At 62.7% G+C, this 17,803-nt stretch carries 14 protein-coding genes; 7 read left to right on the top strand and 7 right to left on the bottom strand.

Annotated features, from left to right (window positions below; all coding sequences use genetic code 11):
• Positions 1-1,636: 1,636 nt before the first annotated feature.
• The 5 genes from ACOYYX_RS27460 to ACOYYX_RS27440 all read left to right on the top strand — a co-directional run bounded on the left by ACOYYX_RS27460 (position 1,637) and on the right by ACOYYX_RS27440 (position 7,875).
• Entirely contained in the window at positions 1,637-2,215 is a 579-nt protein-coding gene (locus tag ACOYYX_RS27460) for an ECF-type sigma factor (protein ID WP_422925645.1), read from the top strand.
• Positions 2,215-4,110 carry a serine/threonine-protein kinase gene (locus tag ACOYYX_RS27455; RefSeq protein ID WP_422925643.1) on the top strand — a complete coding sequence of 632 codons (1,896 nt, stop codon included), beginning with the start codon at positions 2,215-2,217 and terminating at the stop codon, positions 4,108-4,110. Before ACOYYX_RS27460 ends, ACOYYX_RS27455 begins: the two co-directional genes overlap by 1 nt.
• An 83-nt stretch (positions 4,111-4,193) precedes the next feature.
• Positions 4,194-6,131, top strand: a complete 1,938-nt coding sequence (locus tag ACOYYX_RS27450) for a RecQ family ATP-dependent DNA helicase (protein WP_422925641.1) — start codon at positions 4,194-4,196, stop codon at positions 6,129-6,131.
• 262 nt (positions 6,132-6,393) lie between these two features.
• Positions 6,394-6,813 (top strand): hypothetical protein, encoded by a 420-nt coding sequence (locus ACOYYX_RS27445; protein ID WP_422925639.1) that lies wholly within the window; start codon positions 6,394-6,396, stop codon positions 6,811-6,813.
• Between the two features lie 225 nt (positions 6,814-7,038).
• On the top strand, positions 7,039-7,875 hold the full coding sequence (locus ACOYYX_RS27440) for a tetratricopeptide repeat protein (RefSeq protein WP_422925637.1): 837 nt from the start codon (positions 7,039-7,041) through the stop codon (positions 7,873-7,875).
• Positions 7,876-7,981: 106 nt separating this feature from the next.
• On the opposite strand, the gene ACOYYX_RS27435 is transcribed toward ACOYYX_RS27440, so the two are convergent.
• The 6 genes from ACOYYX_RS27435 to ACOYYX_RS27410 form a co-directional block, all read right to left on the bottom strand.
• Entirely contained in the window at positions 7,982-8,800 is an 819-nt protein-coding gene (locus ACOYYX_RS27435) for an IS1096 element passenger TnpR family protein (RefSeq protein WP_422925635.1), read from the bottom strand.
• A gap of 29 nt (positions 8,801-8,829) precedes the next feature.
• On the bottom strand, positions 8,830-10,182 hold the full coding sequence (locus ACOYYX_RS27430; protein ID WP_422925633.1) for an erythromycin esterase family protein: 1,353 nt from the start codon (positions 10,180-10,182) through the stop codon (positions 8,830-8,832).
• A gap of 99 nt (positions 10,183-10,281) precedes the next feature.
• Positions 10,282-11,076, bottom strand: coding sequence for a DUF2231 domain-containing protein (locus ACOYYX_RS27425; protein WP_422925631.1), 795 nt, complete (start codon positions 11,074-11,076; stop codon positions 10,282-10,284).
• Between the two features lie 38 nt (positions 11,077-11,114).
• Positions 11,115-11,606: a ferritin-like domain-containing protein gene (locus tag ACOYYX_RS27420; RefSeq protein WP_422925629.1), complete on the bottom strand. Its 492-nt coding sequence runs from the start codon at positions 11,604-11,606 to the stop codon at positions 11,115-11,117.
• Between the two features lie 292 nt (positions 11,607-11,898).
• Positions 11,899-12,123 (bottom strand): hypothetical protein, encoded by a 225-nt coding sequence (locus ACOYYX_RS27415; RefSeq protein WP_422925627.1) that lies wholly within the window; start codon positions 12,121-12,123, stop codon positions 11,899-11,901.
• A 691-nt stretch (positions 12,124-12,814) separates the two neighbouring features.
• Positions 12,815-13,702, bottom strand: coding sequence for a DUF3472 domain-containing protein (locus tag ACOYYX_RS27410; protein ID WP_422925625.1), 888 nt, complete (start codon positions 13,700-13,702; stop codon positions 12,815-12,817).
• A 377-nt stretch (positions 13,703-14,079) separates the two neighbouring features.
• Here ACOYYX_RS27410 and ACOYYX_RS27405 point away from each other — a divergent pair, with 377 nt between their 5' ends.
• Together ACOYYX_RS27405 and ACOYYX_RS27400 are read left to right on the top strand one after the other, a co-directional pair.
• Positions 14,080-15,210 (top strand): cystathionine gamma-synthase family protein, encoded by a 1,131-nt coding sequence (locus tag ACOYYX_RS27405; protein ID WP_422925623.1) that lies wholly within the window; start codon positions 14,080-14,082, stop codon positions 15,208-15,210.
• Between the two features lie 89 nt (positions 15,211-15,299).
• Entirely contained in the window at positions 15,300-15,527 is a 228-nt protein-coding gene (locus tag ACOYYX_RS27400; protein WP_422925621.1) for a hypothetical protein, read from the top strand.
• Positions 15,528-15,626: 99 nt separating this feature from the next.
• Here the strand turns inward: ACOYYX_RS27400 and ACOYYX_RS27395 are convergent, their stop codons facing one another.
• On the bottom strand, positions 15,627-17,333 hold the full coding sequence (locus tag ACOYYX_RS27395; protein ID WP_422925619.1) for a hypothetical protein: 1,707 nt from the start codon (positions 17,331-17,333) through the stop codon (positions 15,627-15,629).
• Positions 17,334-17,803 lie beyond the last annotated feature (470 nt).

Here is a 17,803-nt window from a genome sequence, read left to right as displayed (position 1 = left end):
GCCAGGCCACCCTTATGGCCAGCCCACTTCGCCATTCGAGTGTCAGGTCGGTGTCACGGCACTCAAGGAGCGTGACTTTTCCGTCCGTGATGTCCGAATTGCGGGAGTCTTATCGGGCCTGGCCGATGCCAACGACCGCATACCCAAGGAGGGCAATGCCTGGAGGTGACATCAGGAGTGCCAACTCCGTATTTCAAACATTTTTCCAATATTATTTGATATAATTTTTTATTTTCATTAATTTAGATTACAATATCATGTTTTTATGAATTCAACGCCCAGAAGAACGTCCAGGCGGGAGGGGACGACTGCCTTAGCGGGAATCGTCGAGCCGATGGGTCGCCCCATGGCTACAGGGTCGGGGTGAGTTCAGGGAGGGTTTCGGGGGCGGGGGAGTGTCGGGGCCGGGGAGGAGCCAGGGGAAGTCGGACAGCCTCCAGTATTTCTCGGCCAACTTCACCGCCCATGCGTCGCGGGCCCTCGCGACGGGATCACGATCGACGAACCGACCATCGATCAAGATCATGCTTCGCGTGTGGAATGTCATCCAGTCCAGTCATAAGCCTCGGCTCGACCGTGGTAGGCGTTCGATCGTTGCCTCATCCCGAAAATCAGGGCGAGGATTGCGATAACGCCCATGATCCTACGAACGCTGCATCGCAATCGAGGACGTTTCGCGGCCATTCCTCTCCAAATCCACGCGATGAAAAAACTCCAGGGATACAGCGGCAACCCCTCTCGACCAGCATCGAGACGATTCGAAGCTCAAGCCGGGCCTGGACATCCAACTTGATGTCGTCGAAACGTCAAGGCCTACGATCTGGATACATCCGTGTCGAAGTATTGGACACACGGGACCACGTCTTTGAGACGCGATCGCTATTTTTCATTCAATCATCAATCACAATCTTCAGGGGCCGGAAGGGTCGCACACAGGTGGGATCATTGACCCTGGCTATTGTTCGAGCGAATAATTCCGCAAGGTACGGGAGGACGGCCTGATATAGCAATCCACTCCGGGATGACGCGCATACGACGTCCTCAGCGGAGCCATGAGGTTACGCTTCATTCCATGACGAGCCGACCAGCCGCATTCATCAATGCATCATCGATTTTATCAAAATCACAAGTGAACATTGCCACAATTTTCTGATGCAGCCTCGTTGCGGGAAGAACACGAGGAGTCGAGCAAAACCATGAACCGGCGAATTCGCTGAGAAATCTGAGATTCGGGTCGAGAAAGGGTCGCCGAGGACTGCGGTCTATGACTCGGAGATCAGCCTTGCACGGGTTGAGAACCGACCCGCATCGAAGGCGATCTCACGGCACGGCAGAAGGTTGCGACCGAGCTATGCCTCGCATCCGCGTAACCACACGAATTCAAGGCTACGTCAATCTATGGCGAGCGAAGACGCCGGGCCAATGTTGTCGATGCTCGCAGTCATGATCAAAACAGGCGGCCTGGACGTATTCGAATCAACGTGAGCGAACCGGATTCCGGACGATTTCCTAAAGAATTCGAACAAGCATCGTCACCCGGCAAGGCATGGTCTCGTATATGACGGGTTCGAACTCGCGCCGGGGCGGGAGAGGGTCGAGGGAGATCGAGAAGCAACGGCCAGTCGATGGAGGGGCGATGGCATCCGCGCAACGGCAAGAACTGACGATCATCCTGGGGAAGGCTCAGGCGGGCGACGAACAGGCGCGGAACGAGCTCATCGGGTTGGTCTACGGCGAGCTGCGTGAGGTCGCCTCAAGATTGATGCGGAAGGAGCGATCGGATCACACCCTCTCGGCGACCGCCGTGGTCCACGAGGCGGTGATCCGCCTGATGGGAGACTCCGAGTTCGAGGACAAGGCGACGGATCGCAAATACCTCTTCGCGTCGGCCGCACGCGCGATGCGTGAGGTGCTGATCGATCACGCCCGACGCCGATCCGCCGGCCGTCGAGGCGGAGGATGGCGCAGGCTCCCCCTGGACCTCGTCCTGGACGACCTTGACCAGCAAGGCCTGGACGTCACCGAGGTCCACGAGGCACTCGACCGCCTCGCCGAGCTGAACGGACGGCAGGCCCAGGTCATGACTTTGCGCTACTTCGGCAGACTCACTGTCGCCGAGGTCGCCGCCGCGCTGGGCGTCTCTCAGGTCACGGTCGAGCGAGACTGGCGACTTGCGCGGGCCTGGCTCAGGAGCCAGCTCAGGGAGGAGGAGTGATGACGCCCGAACGCTGGAAGCAGATCGAGGAGACCTTCGCGGGCGCCCTCCTGGTCCCGTCCCCGCAGCAAACCGAGTGGGTTGCCAAGGTCTGTGGCTCCGACATGGAACTTCGGCGCGAGGTCGAGCAGCTCCTCAAAGAGGACGAGAAGGCGGCCGCCGAGGGCTTCATGACGGCCCCCGAGCCTTCGAAAGACACGGAGGCGATCGATCAGACCGAGAGCTGGCCAAGGCGTCGGCGAAGGCTCGGGCAAAACGGGCCCGCGACCCGATTCGACAGCGGGACCGACCCTCTTGGCGACCCCGGGGGCTTCTCCAAGGCGGCGATCGTGGCGGGGCTCAGGACGCAACCGATCTCCGAGACCGAGTCGGTCGTGCGGGCGCGCCTGCGCGAGCTCCCGTTGATCTATATCCTCATCCTGGTGATGGCCACCACCTGGCGATGCCTCCTGCTCGGGGACAATGACCGGGTACTGCACGTCCTCGACGGCTGCGTCATCGCCGCGCTCGCCGGGGTCATCGCCCTGGTGTCGAGCCCGAGGCCGATCTCGATCTCCAGGCTCCGATGGCTGGAGTTGGGGATGATCGGGATGCTCGCGACGCGGGTCGCTATCGTCCAGTATCGGATCGTGCTGATTTTCTCCCGGCGCGACGAGCCGATGATGGCCCAGATGTCGGTTAAGAACATCGTCCTGGTGACCTGCGTCCTGATCATCACCTATGGGCTCTACGTCCCGAAGACCTGGCGGCGGGTCGCCCCCGTGGTCGTCACGCTCGCCGCGCTCCCGTTCGCGACGCTCTCGATGCTCTGCCTGACGCACCCCGAGGCCATGGGCTGGCTCTGGGAGGCCTGGAGGATCAACGGGACGTCGCGGTTCCTCCTGTTCACCTTCGACGCGATGATCCTCGGGATCGTGGCCATCGGCTCGACCTTCGGGGCCTACGCAATCACCAGACTCCGCAGGCAGGTCGCCGAGGCCAGGGAACTCGGCCAGTATCGCCTCCGACGTCAGATCGGAGCAGGAGGGATGGGCGAGGTCTACCTCGCCGAGCACCAGCTCCTGAAACGACCTTGTGCCCTGAAGCTGATCCGCCCCGGAAGCGTGGAAGATCCCAGGGCCCTGGCCCGCTTCGAACGCGAGGTCCGGCTGACCGCCACTCTCTCGCACCCGAACACGGTCGAGATCTACGACTACGGCCGCACCGAAGACGGCACGTATTATTATGTCATGGAATACCTGCCCGGCCTGAGCCTGGCCGACCTCGTCGAGCGGCATGGCCCCTTGCCTCCGGGCCGGGCAATTTACCTGCTCCGGCAGGTCTGCCTGGCCTTGCGCGAGGCCCATGCCTCGGGCCTGATCCATCGCGACATCAAGCCCTCGAACATCTTCGCCTCGAGGCGGGGCGGCATGCACGACGTGGCGAAGCTCCTCGACTTCGGCCTCGTCCTCCCGATGGCGAGGGCCGGCATCCCCCAATTGAGCGGCGAAGGCCAGGTCCTCGGCACGCCCCTCTTCATGTCCCCCGAGCAGGCGAAGGGGGGCGTTGAGCTCGACGAGCGGAGCGATATCTACTCGCTGGGAGCGGTCGCGTATTATCTCCTGACAGGCCAACCTCCCTTCGACGAGGAGGACGGTATCCGGGCCATGATCGCCCACGCGAGGGATCCGGTCGTGCCTCCCTCTCAGGTCTATGAGGGCATCCCGGCGGACCTCGAACGCGTCGTGATGCGCTGCCTGGCCAAGAATAAGGGCGATCGCTACGCCAATGCAAACTTCCTGGAGCTGGCGCTGGGCGACTGCGAATGCTCGGCCTGCTGGGGTCAGGAATCGGCCTCGGCCTGGTGGCGAAACGCCGAGATGTCCCGCTGTCTCGAGGCAGATCGCGTGACCTGATCGGAGGTTGACGGTACGATTCATACCTTCGAGAAATCGGAGGGACATTCCCCTCGACGCTGGCCCTGGCCGAGTATCGATCGATGCAAGAGACCGAACGCGCGCTGGAGGCCCTCAGAGATCGCTTCGGGTTCCGGGACTTCCGCCCCGGGCAGGACCGCGTGGTCGCCGCCTTGCTCGACGGGCGATCGGCCCTGGCGATCTTCCCGACGGGAGGGGGAAAGAGCCTCTGCTACCAGTTGCCCGCGCTCCTGTTCGACGGCCTGACGGTCGTGGTCTCGCCGCTCATCGCCCTGATGAAAGATCAGATCGACTTCCTGGCCAGGTGCCGGGTGCCGGCCGCCCGGCTGGACTCGACGCTCGAGGCGGGGGAAGCCCAGCGGGTCCTTGCCGACGTGCGGGCGGGCCGGATCAAGCTCCTCTACGTCGCCCCCGAGCGCCTGGGGAGCGAGCGGTTCTTGCAGATGCTCCAGGCCCAGCGCATCTCGCTGCTGGCGATCGACGAGGCGCACTGCATCAGCGAGTGGGGTCACAACTTCCGGCCCGACTACCTCAAGCTCGCGAAGGTGGCCCGACGCCTGGGTGTCGGCCGGGTCCTCGCCCTCACCGCGACGGCGACCCCCTCGGTGGCCCGGAACATCGCCCAGGTCTTCGACATCCAGGAGGATGACGTCGTCCTGACCGGCTTCCATCGCCCGAACCTGGAACTCCACGTCACCCCTTGCCTCGACGACGAGGATCGCCGCGAGAGACTCATCGAGCGCCTGAAGTACGCAGATTCCGGCTCGACGATCGTCTACGTGACCCTCCAGCAGACCGCCGAGGACCTGGCCGAACGGCTCCGCAACGAGGGGTTCGATGCCGAAGCCTATCACGCCGGCCTGAAGGATGAGGACCGGCACGCGATCCAGGATCGCTTCATGACCTCCGACTCGTCTCTCGTCGTGGCGACGATCGCCTTCGGCATGGGGATCGACAAGTCAAACATCCGATCCGTCTACCACGCCAACCTTCCCAAGAGCCTGGAGAACTACGTCCAGGAGATCGGCCGCGCCGGGCGCGACGGCCGCCCGGGCCATTGCGAGCTCTTCGTCTGCCAGCAGGACGTGATCCCGCTCGAGAACTTCACGTATGGTGACACGCCGGACCCCGAAGCCATCGAAGGGTTCATCCGTGAGATCCTTGGGCTCGGCCCCGTCTTCGACGTCTCGGTCTATGACCTCTCCCAGCGCCATGACATCCGCCAGCTCGTCGTCCAGACGCTCCTGATTTACCTGGAGCTCGAAGGCATCATCGAGGCGACCGGGCCTTTCTTCGACGAGTACAAATTCCAGCCCCTGCACCCTTCGAAGGAGATCCTCGCCCGCTTCGACGAGAACCGCGCGGAGTTCCTCAAGCGGATCTTCCTCCGGGCACAGAAGGGGAGGACCTGGTTCACGCTCGGCATCAAGGCGACGGCCGAGGCCCTCAACGAGCCCCGAGAGCGGATCCTCGCCGCCCTGAATCACCTGGAAGAGCAGGGGGACCTGCTCCTCCAACTCTCGGGCGTCCGTCATGGCTACCGACGGACTTCGAGAGAGGACGACATCGACTCGCTTTCACGCACTCTCATTGTGCGATTCCAGGAACGGGAACGACGCGACATCGAGCGGGTTCACGACGTCCTGCGCTACGCCAGCCTCACCTCTTGCTTCACCAGGCACTTGCTTTCCCACTTCGGCGAAATCCTCCGAAAGCCGTGCGGGCACTGCGCCCACTGCCTGGGGATGGCCCCGGCGTCGCTCCTCCCACAACTCCCGCGTGAGCTCGGCGCTCAGGAAGCTGCCTTATTCAGATCCTTGCAGGATCAGAACCATCCGGCCCTCAGACGTCCTCGCCAGTTCGCCCGATTCCTCTGCGGCTTGACCACCCCCACGACGACCCGCTCCAAACTCGCCAAGCATGAGCACTTTGGTGCCCTCCGCAGCGTCCCCTTCCAGCATGTCCTCGATTTCGTCAACGGCAAGATGACGGCTCGCTAACCCGCTTCGGAACATCATCCCTTGCTTCGCAAACCTCCCATTCTTCACAGACAACCCTCTTGCTCGCATTCGCAAACTCGATAATCTGGGTTAATGGCGTAAAATTCGCATACCTTGCCTCGGCGAAAAACCGGTGATCTGGGAATCGTGGTTCGTGGTCCCTCCTCGCGAGGTCCAACTCGATCCTATTTCGGGTCGTCAACGGGTACGACCCGCCCGGTGTGCCGAGGGCTTGCTTGAATTCGCCACCAGGAGGTCCATCATGCGGATGTTCGGTGCCGTCCTACTCATCCAGGCCGCGATGTTCGTCGCCGCCGCGCGTTCAGACGCTCAGGAATATGTCACGTATAGCTCTCCCGTCACGACCTATGGCGGCCCCGTTTCGTCCTCGGCCGCGACTTACGGGCCGCTGACGACGTATGGCGCCCCCGCCAGCACCGTCACGAGCTACTCGTCTTACTATGCTTACCCGTCGACGACGTACGCCCCCACCCCCACGCCCCCGTACAGCTACTATGCCGCCTGGGCCGGCCCGGCTCGCCTCTATGCCGGCTACGGCTCCAACGACTTCCCGTTCTACGGCCGTCCCTATGGCCACGCTTACGACCCCTGGACCTGGCCCTACATGAGCGGCTCGTACTACCGCGACCTGGCCCACTACTACTATCCGCCCGTCCGCTGAGGTCGGGAACCGAGCTTGCGGATTCGCCTCGGAGAGCCGACAGTGGAGGAATAGGGTCGCGACGGACGGAACCCCGCGCCGTCGCGGCTCCCATAGAAGGGCGACGAGCGAGCCTGGCGGAAGCCTCGAAGCGGTTTCCGCGTCGGCGATGTGGCTCGTCCTCAATTTCTCCAACGGCCCGAGCTGGCAGCGCCCCGCAACATGAGTGAACACGGCTCCCCATCCATGCCGCTCGATGCGGCTGATTTCGAGCGCGACGTCGTCGAGGTCTCCAAGCAGCGCCCGGTCATCGTCGACTTCTGGGCGGAATGGTGTCAACCCTGCCGGATCCTCGGCCCCATCCTCGACAAGATCGCCGAGGAACATGGCGACCGCCTCTCCCTCGTGAAGATCGAGACCGAGCGTGCCCCCGAGATCGCGGCGGGCCTCCAGGTCCGATCGATCCCGGCCGTCTTCGGCTTCCGCGACGGCAAGATCATCGACTCGTTCGTTGGCGTCCTCCCCGAAAAGGCGATCCGCGCCTGGGTCGAAGGGCTCTTCCCGAGCCAGGCCGAGGCCCTCCTCGCCGAAGCCCAGCAACTCGAAGAGTCTGACCCGGCCGGGGCCGAGCTCAAGTATCGCGAGGCGATCGACCTCGAGCCGACCAACCTCAAGGCGAAGGTCGGCCTCGCCCACCGCCTCCTGGCCCGCGAATCGATCGCCGAGGCCCGCGCGATCGTCGATGGCCTCACCTCCCGCGAGTTGCTCGAACCAGATGGCGAGCGGCTCAAGACGGAGCTCTCGCTCCGCACCAAGGCCGAGGCCTCCGGCGACATCCCGTCCTGCCGGCAGGCAGTCGAAGCCAACCCCAAGGATCTGCAGGCCAGGTACAAGCTTGCGCTAGCCCTCGCGGCCCACGGCGAGTACACCGAGGCCCTCGATATCTGCCTCGACCTGGTCGAGCGGAACAAGGAGGGGCTCCGCGAGCCCGCCCGCAAGACGATGGTGGAAATCTTCCAGGTCCTGAACGACCCGGACGTCGTCAGCAGTTATCAGCGTCAACTGGCCTCGGCGCTCTTCTGATTGACCCACTCAATTTGGGCGGCGAAACGGCCAATGTCGAAGGTCATCGGGTGGGGTTACGGCCCCACCCTCATTCGGGGTTTGCCGAGAGTGATCGACCTCGCGATCACTTCGCCTTCTTGGCGGCCTTACCAGGGCTCGTCTTGCTCTTTGCGCTCGTGGTAGTGGTAGACGCCTTCGGTTTCGAGGCCCCTTTGGTTGTCTTCGCCGTTGGGCTCGCCTTGGCCACCTCCGGTTTTGCCGAGGTTTTCGCCTCGGCAGTCGACTCCGCATCTACCGCGTTTTTCCGAGCGTTGCTCGCCGCTTCGGTCGGCGTGGAAGCCTTGTTCGCCGCAGGCTTCCTGGGGGTCTTGGGCTTCCGCTTCGGCCTGGGTGCCTCGGCTTCGGCCTCTTCCTCTTCAAGGTCGGGATATTGGGGCGGATTGTCCCCTTCTTGTTTGATCAACCGCGGGTACTTGCCTTCAGGTTCCCTCGACTCGATGCCCTCGACATTGATCTGGTGCCACCAGTCGTCGCCGAAGTCGAACCAGTAGCCGAACGGATCGCCAACTTTGAGTCCGAGCGAGTCGATCGTGGTCCGCTCCACGGCCCCGCCGATCTTCATGCCGTCTTCCTCGCCGATTGGATCATCGGCGACGACGGAGAGCACATAGCGTGTCCCATGCGGATCCATCGGACCATTTCCGAACTGAAATTCATACATATGTTCGTCGAAACGCCCAAAGGCGTCGAAGATCGCTTCGTGCAAATGCTGCAGGGTCTGATCGCCCCTGATCAGGATCGTCCTTGCGACCACGCGAAACTTCTTGAGGAATGATGGCGAGAGCGGGCCGTCGATGATGAAGACCTCGAGCTCGTAGATCTTCGGGGTTTCGTCGGCGTTCTTGATTTGTCGCTTGGGCGACGTCGCAGTCTTCTTCGCCATGAACAGCCCGCCCTTTCATGAGCCAGGGGTTACATCCCCGTGGGATACGTCTCCGGCAGCTCCTCGCGTTGCAGAGGCTTGACCTCTCGCATCGGCCGGAGGGCATGCGTCGAGTCGAAATACAGGAAGGCATCATAGCGATGCGGCAGGATCGTGGGGACATAGTTGCCGTAGCGCTCGTACTCGGGCCGGTAGACGACGCCGATGGCCCGATGGCCCCGGGGCTCGAGCAGGTCGCGTGACCGACGGCCGGGGTAGAGCAGGAGCAGCTTGTCGTCCTGGCCCAACTGGTGCAGGACATCTTCCCAGCTCCCTTCGCGGGCCGGGGGGACTCGCATCCGTTCCATCGGGGCGTCCCACTGCTTGCCGGCGATGACGCTCCCCTGGTACGAGCCGAGGCCGACCAGGACCACGCCCTCGTGCTCGTGACGCTCCCTGACGAGCTGACCGACGTTGAACTCCCCCTGTTCGGCCATGTCGGTATAGCGAGCGTCGCCGATGTGGGTGTTATGCTCCCAAACGATCGCCTTGGCGTTCTCGCCGTGGTGCTTCATCAGGCGGTCAAGAGTATCCGTCATGTGGGCGTCGCGCACGTTCCAGGATCCCGAGCCTCCGCGGATCATGGCCCGATAATAGGCCTCGGCGTTCTTCAGCACGAACGCGTTCTGCTCGGCCTCGAAGTGGGCCTCGCTACCGTCGCCCAGCCGGGCGTGCGAGATCGCTTTCCTGCGAAGTTCCTGGAGAAGGGCGACGACCTCTTCCTCGCAGCCCTTGGAGACGAACCGGGTCGAGCGGGCATACTCCTGCGCATCCTCGCCAAAGGGTTCGAAGCAGTGGAACGCCTCCCAGGCGGTCTCGAGGGCCGAGGGGTCAGTCCGTTGCAGGTAGGCCATCACGGCGTAGAGCGAATCCCAGAGGCTGTAGACGTCCAGGCCGAATAATCCGACCCGCTGGTCCTGGGGACTTGCCTCGTTGTGGTCGCGCAACCAGTCGACCAGGGCCAGGACCTCTTCGTTGGCCCACATCCAGGTCGGCCAGCGTTCGAAGGCGTGGAGGGCCTCGCGCGAGGACGTCGTGACGTCGTCCATCCCTTTGACGTAACGATTGACGCGATAGCAGTCGGGCCAATCCCCCTCGACCGCGATGAAGGAGAAGCCCTTCTCCAGGATCAGGCGTTGGCTGATCCTGGCCCGCCACGTGTAATATTCCGAGGTGCCGTGCGAGGCCTCGCCCAGGAGGACGTATCGGGAGTCGCCGATCGCTTCCATCAAGGGGTCGAGGTCGCGTGAGTCTTGCAGAGGCCGGCTCAATGCCTCGACCTGGTCGACGAGACCGGCGTGGGTGCGGGGTTCCTCGCGGGCGAGACGTGCCGTCCTGCTCATCGCAGCCTCCTTTTCTCCCGGGGAAACCCGGGAGTCATCCTCCACGCCGACGACTGACGGACGCGGAGGCGTAGGTCAGCGGAAACAAAAAGGCCCGGGTCATGACAGGCTCAGGCGGACCTCCCCGGCGACCACCTCGACAGGATAGGTCGCGATCGCGGCCTCGGCCGGTCCGGCCTTGACCTTGCCGGTGTCGACCTCGAACTGCGACCCGTGCCAGGGGCACTGAACCGTGCCGCAGATCAGTGCGCCGTCGGAGAGCGGCCCTCCCTTGTGCGAGCAGCGGTCGTCGAACGCGGCGTAGCCTCGGTCGGTGCGGGCGAGGACGATCCGCCTCTCCCCGATCCGCAGGAGCTTCATCTGGTCAACCTTCAGATCCCCCTCGCGAGCGACCACGACCGGCGAGCCCGGCTTGGCATCGATCTTCTCTTCCGACCAGCGGCTCGCCCCCGCGTAGCGATGGTCGACGCCGATCTGGTTGCGGTAGGCAAGCGTCCCACCGAGCCAGCCTCCCCAGGTGATGAGGCCGACCCCCGACGCCTCCAGCACAAGCGTGCCGAGGCCGGGGGCCAGGGTCGACAAATCTCGGAAGATCCACCCCAGCGCGAAGAGCACCAGGGCCGACCCGTTGATGATCATATGCTGCCTGGCACGCGAGTACCCCGAGCTGTTCGGCGGCACGACGTGCAGGAAATCAATGATCCCGGGGACCGCCGCGACCAGGCCCGAGAGGACGGCCAGGATGCTGAGGTAAGCCCCCGGCCCGCGACCGCCGGGCCAGTCCAGTAACTTCGCCGCGGCGTCGAACCCGAGCGCCCCGCAAAGGAAAGCGATCGGGAACGAGACCAACATGGGGTGGATCGGATGCCCCTTGAACTGGGCTTTGCTCAGCATCGCTGGCCCTCGACGGCTCTTGGAGGGGGTCGGAGGACTCAGGCCCGTTCTTCTGGCTTGGTCACATCGGGCACGTTGACCCCGAGCGCGGTGGCCAGGTCGATCTGGTGCTCCTGCTCCTGGACCAGGATCGAGCGGATCTGCTCGGCGAGGGCGAACTCGCCGAGCGCCTCGCACTGACGGACCCGCTCGCGATAGTTGCGGATCGTCTCGTTCTCGTTGTCGAGGTCGAACCGGAGCATGTCCTCGGCCTTCTCCGAGGTCTTGACCGGCTTGGCGGTCACGGTCGGCATGCCGCCGAGGTAGTCGATCTGCTTGGCGAGCGTCAGGGCGTGATCGAGCTCTTCCTTGGCATGCACCTCGAGTTCCTGGGCGATCTGCATGTACGCAGCCCCCTTGAGGACCTGCGAATAGACCACGTAGGCGATGATCGCCTGGTATTCGCGAGAAAGGTCTTCATTCAAGTAGCCGACGAGTTCCTCGCGAGTCAGAGTCTTCGATTCCGCGGCATTGCCCGGCTGTCCGGCCATGTCGATCGTCTCCCCGATATTCTTTGATAACACAAACACGGAAGCGCCCGCCCCTCTTGTGGCCGCCGAAATACCGCCGCTTCTTGCCGGCAACGGCAGGGCTGGCTTCATATCGAAAGGGCAAGCAGGAAACCCATCGACCTCTATTGCTTGGACGATGGGCGAACCAAGTCGTTGACTCTATCACTGTCCTGGTGGGAAGCGGCCCATCGGATCAGCAAGGGGGAACCAAATCACCCGGAGTTGCAACGCTCGCCGAGATTGGGGCGAGTCGGGATCAGTCGCGGCTCGACTATGAGGGATCGTTCCTGGCCGCCGGTTGATTTCCGGGAGCCTCGTCGGCCTCGTCATCGATCTCGGGCCAATTTTCCCTGGGGCCACGCTCGCCCGACACCACGTCACGGGCCGGCCCAGGCATTCCCGCGTCTCGGCCCGAGCGATCGGCGCTGGCCCCGCCTCCCTTGGTCGCGTCGGAGTTCTCGCCGAACTGATCCTTATGCTTCGTCTCGTTCGACATCGAAGCCTCCTTGTCAGGTTGATGTCTCAATGTCGTTAACTTCGATGTGTTCAAGACTTTCAGTGGCAATTCCCGGGCCGAAGCTGCCATGCATTGAGGATCTGACGCCGGTGCGAGTGACGAATCAAACAGTCATGCGCACCGCTTAGTTATTGAATGTGGGCCGAGGGACCAATGGTAGCGACGTCCTGTTTCCGGCTCGCCTTGAACGAGATTCCGCGGACGATACCGCTTCGTGTCGTATTGGAGGTCGCCAAAGATTGGAGACCTCCGATCGCTCGATTGCCCGGTGATTCCCAACGAGTTGGGTATGTCTCCACCGAGTTCAGCCGGCTTTAAGCAGCGAAGTACAAGCGGGCGGGATGAAGCAGGAAGCTTTGCATTGAGAAGAAGTGAGGCCTATCAAAGGCAACGGGCTGCCCAGCCTTGCTGTGATGCATTTCGGTCGATATCCATCGCCAACGCAGAGTCGGCTTATCAGCCTATCCAAAAGAGAGGGCGTCGATTCGTCGACGCATTAGAGCAGGGCTGAGACGGCTAACGCCGGCATCAGCTTCGAGGAGGACAAACTGAACCCATCTACCGCCAAGAGACGAACGTAGGAATTCCGGCCTTCGCGTAAGATCTAACGTTACGTTCACACAAACTTCAAAAACCGTTGAAAACCTCGCTTACCCGCTAAATTAAGGATTCAGGGCTTCCTGGTATCGGCCGGGATTAAGCGAACCGACCGAGCCGTTCGGTTTTCGATCGGCTTGCCCAGGGTGACGATCAGTCGATCCTCTCGCGCCTGAGTGTCGGCGTAGTCGGGAACGCCGTCGGGGTAGACGGCCTCGGCCGAGGCGACCCGCACGGCCTTGCCGTTCACGCGGAGTTTGCCGAACGTCAACGTCGCCTGGGGGATCTCGGCGACCGGGATCCGCTGTCCGTAGATCTCGACAAAGCTGGCGACCTTCCTGGACAGGACGAGATCCTTGCTGGGGAAGCGTAGGGCCCCGACGAAGACGTTCTCATCCTTCTCGTGAGAGTAGACGAAGGCACCAACCCATGTACACTGTCTACCGTTCACCTCTTCTTCGTCCATTCGGGAGATCCGATACGTGTACGTCCCCTTGCTCCACTGGAAGGGACAACGCACGCTCACGAAGTCCCCTTCATGGCCGGAACTTTGGCAGAACCCGCCGGCCGAGGGCCGGATCGCGTCATAGCCTCGCTCGCCCCACATCGAGAAGAGGAAGCCAGGACCGAGTTGACGAAGCTCCCGGTCTTTCTTGGTGTTCCCATCGGTCCGGGTCTGAATCCCCCCGTAGAAAGAGGTCTCCCCGAATTGTCCCAGCCCCAACGGGGCGATATAGAGGGAGGTCGACGTCGGGATATCTCGGTCGATCGTCACGTCGATGCTGTAGCTCTGGAATGGCGTGTCCTCGCCGAGGTCCCACCAGATGTCGACGAGGTGCCAGGGCGTCGGGGCATAACGCTTCTCACCCTTCGGCGACTCCTGTGCATGAATCCGGGAACCATCGAGGCCAGGCCCCAGCAGGGCCAGCGAGTAGACCATTGCGGCAATCGTACGCCTCACGTGTCGTCGCCTTTCCGTAAGACTGCGGGCCTCGAGGTCAAGTCGATTCAACTCCGACCGGCAGGAAAGCCCCATTGTGCCACCCTACTAATTCTTTCGAGGCAGCTCAACGTCCGAGCGACTTCTCCCGGACGATCACCGTGAGTAACAGCTCGCATTGACGGGTCTTCCATCATTCTCGCGAGTGCGGCTCCAAACCTTCCGGCAGTTCGCGTGGCCACTTGCCGTCGGCATGAGGAACCTGGCACACTCGGGAGATTATCCGTCTCTTGCCTTGCGGAGATCCCTTCGTGTCGGATTCAGATCAGCAGAAGCAATCGCGAGAAGTGCCGAGCCGTTCCACTCAATGCGTGTGGGGAGGGGAGGGGGGCACCTTCATGCAGAGGGCGACCCAGGTCCCCGTGGTGAATAGCGTTTCCTTCGGCTACGACGACCTCGACGAGTGGAAAGCGGTCGCCCTGGGTCGGAGCCAGGGGCACATCTACGGCCGGAACACCAACCCCACGGTCGCCGTCTTCGAGGAGAAGCTCCGGATCCTGGAGGGCGCCGAGGCCGCAACGAGCTTCTCCACCGGAATGGCCGCCATCAGCGACACGCTCTTCACCCTGCTCGAACCCGGCCAGCGCGTGGTCTCGGTCAACGACACGTACGGCGGCACCAACCGGCTCTTCAGCGAGTTCCTCCCCAGGGTCGGCGTGAAGGTCACGCTCTGCCAGACCGCCGACCAGGAGGCCATCGAATCCGCCATCGACGAAGGCCTGCGTGTCCTCTACCTCGAAAGCCCCACGAATCCCACGTGCAAGGTCCTCGACCTCGAGCGACTCTCCTCAAGGGCCCGTGCCCGAGGCGCAATCGTCGTGGTGGACAACACCTTCGCGACACCGATCAATCAGCACCCGCTGGAACTCGGTGCCCACCTCGTCATCCACAGCGCGACCAAGTACCTCGGCGGCCACGCCGACGCCCTGGGAGGTGTCGTCGCGGGAGACTCCGGCCTCATCGAGTCGATCTTCCGCCGCCGCGAGATCACCGGGGCCACACTCCACCCCGACGCCGCGTACCTCCTGCTTCGCGGCATGAAAACCCTCTCCCTGAGGGTCGAGCGGCAGAACTCAAACGCCCTGACCATCGCGCGGCATCTGAGCCAGCACCGGGCCGTCGAGCATGTCTTCTATCCCGGGCTCGAAAGCCACCCCAACCACGATGTCGCCAAACGTCAGATGCCAGGCGGTTTCGGCGGCGTGCTCAGCTTCCAGTTGCGCGGCGACTTCGAGGTCGTGAAGGACTTCCTCCCTAGGCTCCGCTACGCCCATCGAGCCGCGAATCTCGGCGCGGTGGAAACCGTCGTGGCCCCGCCCGCAACCGGCTCGCACGTCGAGCTCACCGCGAGCGAGCGAGCGGCCCTCGGCATTCCCGAGACGCTCGTTCGCTATTCCTGCGGCATCGAGGATGTGAATGACCTGATCGCCGACCTCGACTCGGCACTCGAGGCCTCGCGTATTCCTTGATCCCAAGCGAAGAGGGATGTCTCGCCGAGGTGCTGTCATCGAGCCGTGCGAGCTTCGGCTTCACTGTATTTATCCATGGAACTCCGCTCATGCGAACCCGTCAGAAATGGCTCCCGCTCCTCTTCCTGGTGATCGGCCTATTCGGGATCAGCCTGTTCTTCATCGCCTCACGATACATGCCCTCGATCGTGCCGAAATCCGACTTCGGCAAAGGCCTCTGGTTTGGCATCTGCCTTGGTTTTGAAGTCCTGGCCGGGATGATCGCCCTCAAGGCGAAATCGGCCAATCGACCGGGAACCAAGCTCCACGCCGACTAACTCGGGAAGAACAGCCTGGCCTCGCCCACCATCAGTGTGTGATGAGTTGAATCAGGCCGACCCCGGCCTGGCGGGAGGTACGTTGTCGATTGCCCCTCATCACGGGTTGGCAATGAGTAGGGTCAGATCCTCGACGTCGAACTCGCACCGCTTGTTGTCGGGCTGGATGCGAAGGTGATCGATGGTCGCATCGGTCCAGACGATGATGGTCTTGTCCTCGCGAGTCGCGAGCTTCCAGATCGAGTGCCGGCCGGGAGGGGTTCGCCCAGGATTGGCGTCGTTGCTCCAGAGCATGAGGAAGCGAGCGGGCAGGCCCTGCGGATTTGAGTGACGAAAGCGAAGCCTCACGCCAGCAACCGGCAGAGGAGCGGGCAACGTATAGTTGAGATATGGATCCACCATCGTCGAGCGGAAGTGTCCCTCCTGACCGGTCATGCCGGTCATCGAGGTCGGGCCCTTCGAGAGTGAGATTTCCCGGAAGGGCGGGTCGTCTGCCATCCTCGCGTACAGACCCAGCCTGGCCTTCTTCATCATGGGCATGCCGAGATACAGGTCGTCGTGCGAGTTGTGCAGGAAGCCTTGATGGCGGGGGATCAATCGGGACGGGGGCAAGCCGGCAGCAATGTCTCGGGCGAGCGCGTCGAACCTATCCTTATGCTCCGCGACGGCCTTGAGTACCCCCTCCGTGTTCGGCCAGACCGCGATGCAGGCGAGTGCGAACATCGTCATCTGAGCGAACCGCATCGCGATCGACCCCGCCTCGCACCAGGCGAGATAGGCGATCGCCAGGGCAGGCGCCGCGAGCGTCACATACCGAGTCTCGAAGCCGGCCCTGTCGGTCCACCCGCCACGCCCCCACCCGATCCCGATGGCGAGCGACCCGACCGCGCCGAAGAGCGCGATGAGCCAGGTCGTCCTCATGCGACGCTCCGGACCCCTGATCCAGTTCACGAGCAAAGCCGCGACACCGCCGGCGATAACCAATCCTTCCAACCAGCCCGACCAGGGCCACGTGCGGAAGGCCGAGTCACCCCAGCCGGTCGCGAGTAACTGCATGGCGATCCGGAACCGCTCCATCAGGGACGCGGGCTCGTCGGTATGCTCGAGCGAATGATAGTTCCGGAAATACAGGACGATCAATATCCCTCCGAGCACCGCACCTGCGACGAGCAGAACCGCCCTCAACCGCGATTGTCGCCAGTCGAGGACGGCCTGGTAGATCATCGCCAGGGCGATCGCGGGAACAAAGCCGAGCCCATTCGCCCCGCAAAGTGGCAAGAGGAGCAACATGACGGCCATCAATCCCGCCGATGGCGTACCCAGGCCACTCGGCCGCCGGGAGACGACATGAACCGCAAAGGCAAGAAGTACCGTGGACAGGATGAGTTGGATCTGGAAAGCGAAGAGCACGTTGCGCTGGTGGGAGACACCGCAGAAGATCAAGGGGAGGAAGGCATCGGCATAGCTCGTCCACCCTCGCAGGTTCCTCGCCGCACGGATCAGACTGCCCGTCGCCACGATCAGCAGAATTGCATTGAGGAGCGCCTGGGCCCGGAAACTCGCTCCCGTCAGCCACGCCAGGCTGATGTAAATGAGCCGGGGCAAAGCAATCCGGTGTTCGTTATGGAGCGACCAGAGCCATCCCATAGTCAACGGACGCTCGCCCGTCAGTACGGCGACGTTCGCCCAGTCATCCCACAAAGGTGTTTCGACCGTGTAGAACCAGGCCAGCACGAGCAAACTCGCCGCCGACGCCAACCAAACGAGAATGACGAAGGATGTAGCGCCAGGTTCGCGATCGCTCATGAAGTTACACCTTAAGTCTCTGGATGCGAGAGGACGGCCACCAAAGATCTCGGAACGGGCGGAGAATCGATCGTTAAATATCAGGGCTCGATCGAGCCGTTCTTCGCGAAGTTTCAACCCTATTCGAACATAGCCACATATCGCGCAAATCGCGATGCGGCACCCTGTGTTTCCAACGAAAGGAACGCGCAAACTCGTCGATGTCGCCACCCTCAAGCGAGGACGAGACCTTCGATTCAGGTCGACAAGTGACCAAGGACGAGGCGTCGGGTTTGAGTTGTGGGCAGGAGGACCGATGGGGTCGGAGCGTCAACCAGGATAGGTCGATCCGTTGTAACGAGAGGTCGAACCTCAGTCCATCAACGGTGCGAGAACCGGCGAATGACCCAGCCGAGCCCAAGGGTGAGGAGGCCACCGGCGATCGCAATGAGGAGGTGGACGATGGCATGCTCGATGAGGGCCGAGGAACC

This window comes from Singulisphaera chitinilytica (genome assembly GCF_049331405.1).
Classification (GTDB): domain Bacteria; phylum Planctomycetota; class Planctomycetia; order Isosphaerales; family Isosphaeraceae; genus PoT.
Note: the sequence above shows the minus strand (reverse complement) of the source record. Positions and strands in the feature narration are given on the sequence as shown.

Bases quoted from the DNA above. Each gene is read 5' to 3' on its own strand.
- ACOYYX_RS27405 (WP_422925623.1), top strand. From the start codon at position 14,080: ATGCAGAGGGCGACCCAGGTCCCCGTGGTGAATAGCGTTTCCTTCGGC.
- ACOYYX_RS27420 (WP_422925629.1), bottom strand. From the start codon at position 11,606: ATGGCCGGACAGCCGGGCAATGCCGCGGAATCGAAGACTCTGACTCGC.
- ACOYYX_RS27450 (WP_422925641.1), top strand. From the start codon at position 4,194: ATGCAAGAGACCGAACGCGCGCTGGAGGCCCTCAGAGATCGCTTCGGG.
- ACOYYX_RS27430 (WP_422925633.1), bottom strand. From the start codon at position 10,182: ATGAGCAGGACGGCACGTCTCGCCCGCGAGGAACCCCGCACCCACGCC.
- ACOYYX_RS27455 (WP_422925643.1), top strand. From the start codon at position 2,215: ATGACGCCCGAACGCTGGAAGCAGATCGAGGAGACCTTCGCGGGCGCC.
- ACOYYX_RS27445 (WP_422925639.1), top strand. From the start codon at position 6,394: ATGCGGATGTTCGGTGCCGTCCTACTCATCCAGGCCGCGATGTTCGTC.
- ACOYYX_RS27460 (WP_422925645.1), top strand. From the start codon at position 1,637: ATGGCATCCGCGCAACGGCAAGAACTGACGATCATCCTGGGGAAGGCT.
- ACOYYX_RS27395 (WP_422925619.1), bottom strand. From the start codon at position 17,333: ATGAGCGATCGCGAACCTGGCGCTACATCCTTCGTCATTCTCGTTTGG.
- ACOYYX_RS27425 (WP_422925631.1), bottom strand. From the start codon at position 11,076: ATGCTGAGCAAAGCCCAGTTCAAGGGGCATCCGATCCACCCCATGTTG.
- ACOYYX_RS27400 (WP_422925621.1), top strand. From the start codon at position 15,300: ATGCGAACCCGTCAGAAATGGCTCCCGCTCCTCTTCCTGGTGATCGGC.
- ACOYYX_RS27440 (WP_422925637.1), top strand. From the start codon at position 7,039: ATGCCGCTCGATGCGGCTGATTTCGAGCGCGACGTCGTCGAGGTCTCC.
- ACOYYX_RS27435 (WP_422925635.1), bottom strand. From the start codon at position 8,800: ATGGCGAAGAAGACTGCGACGTCGCCCAAGCGACAAATCAAGAACGCC.
- ACOYYX_RS27415 (WP_422925627.1), bottom strand. From the start codon at position 12,123: ATGTCGAACGAGACGAAGCATAAGGATCAGTTCGGCGAGAACTCCGAC.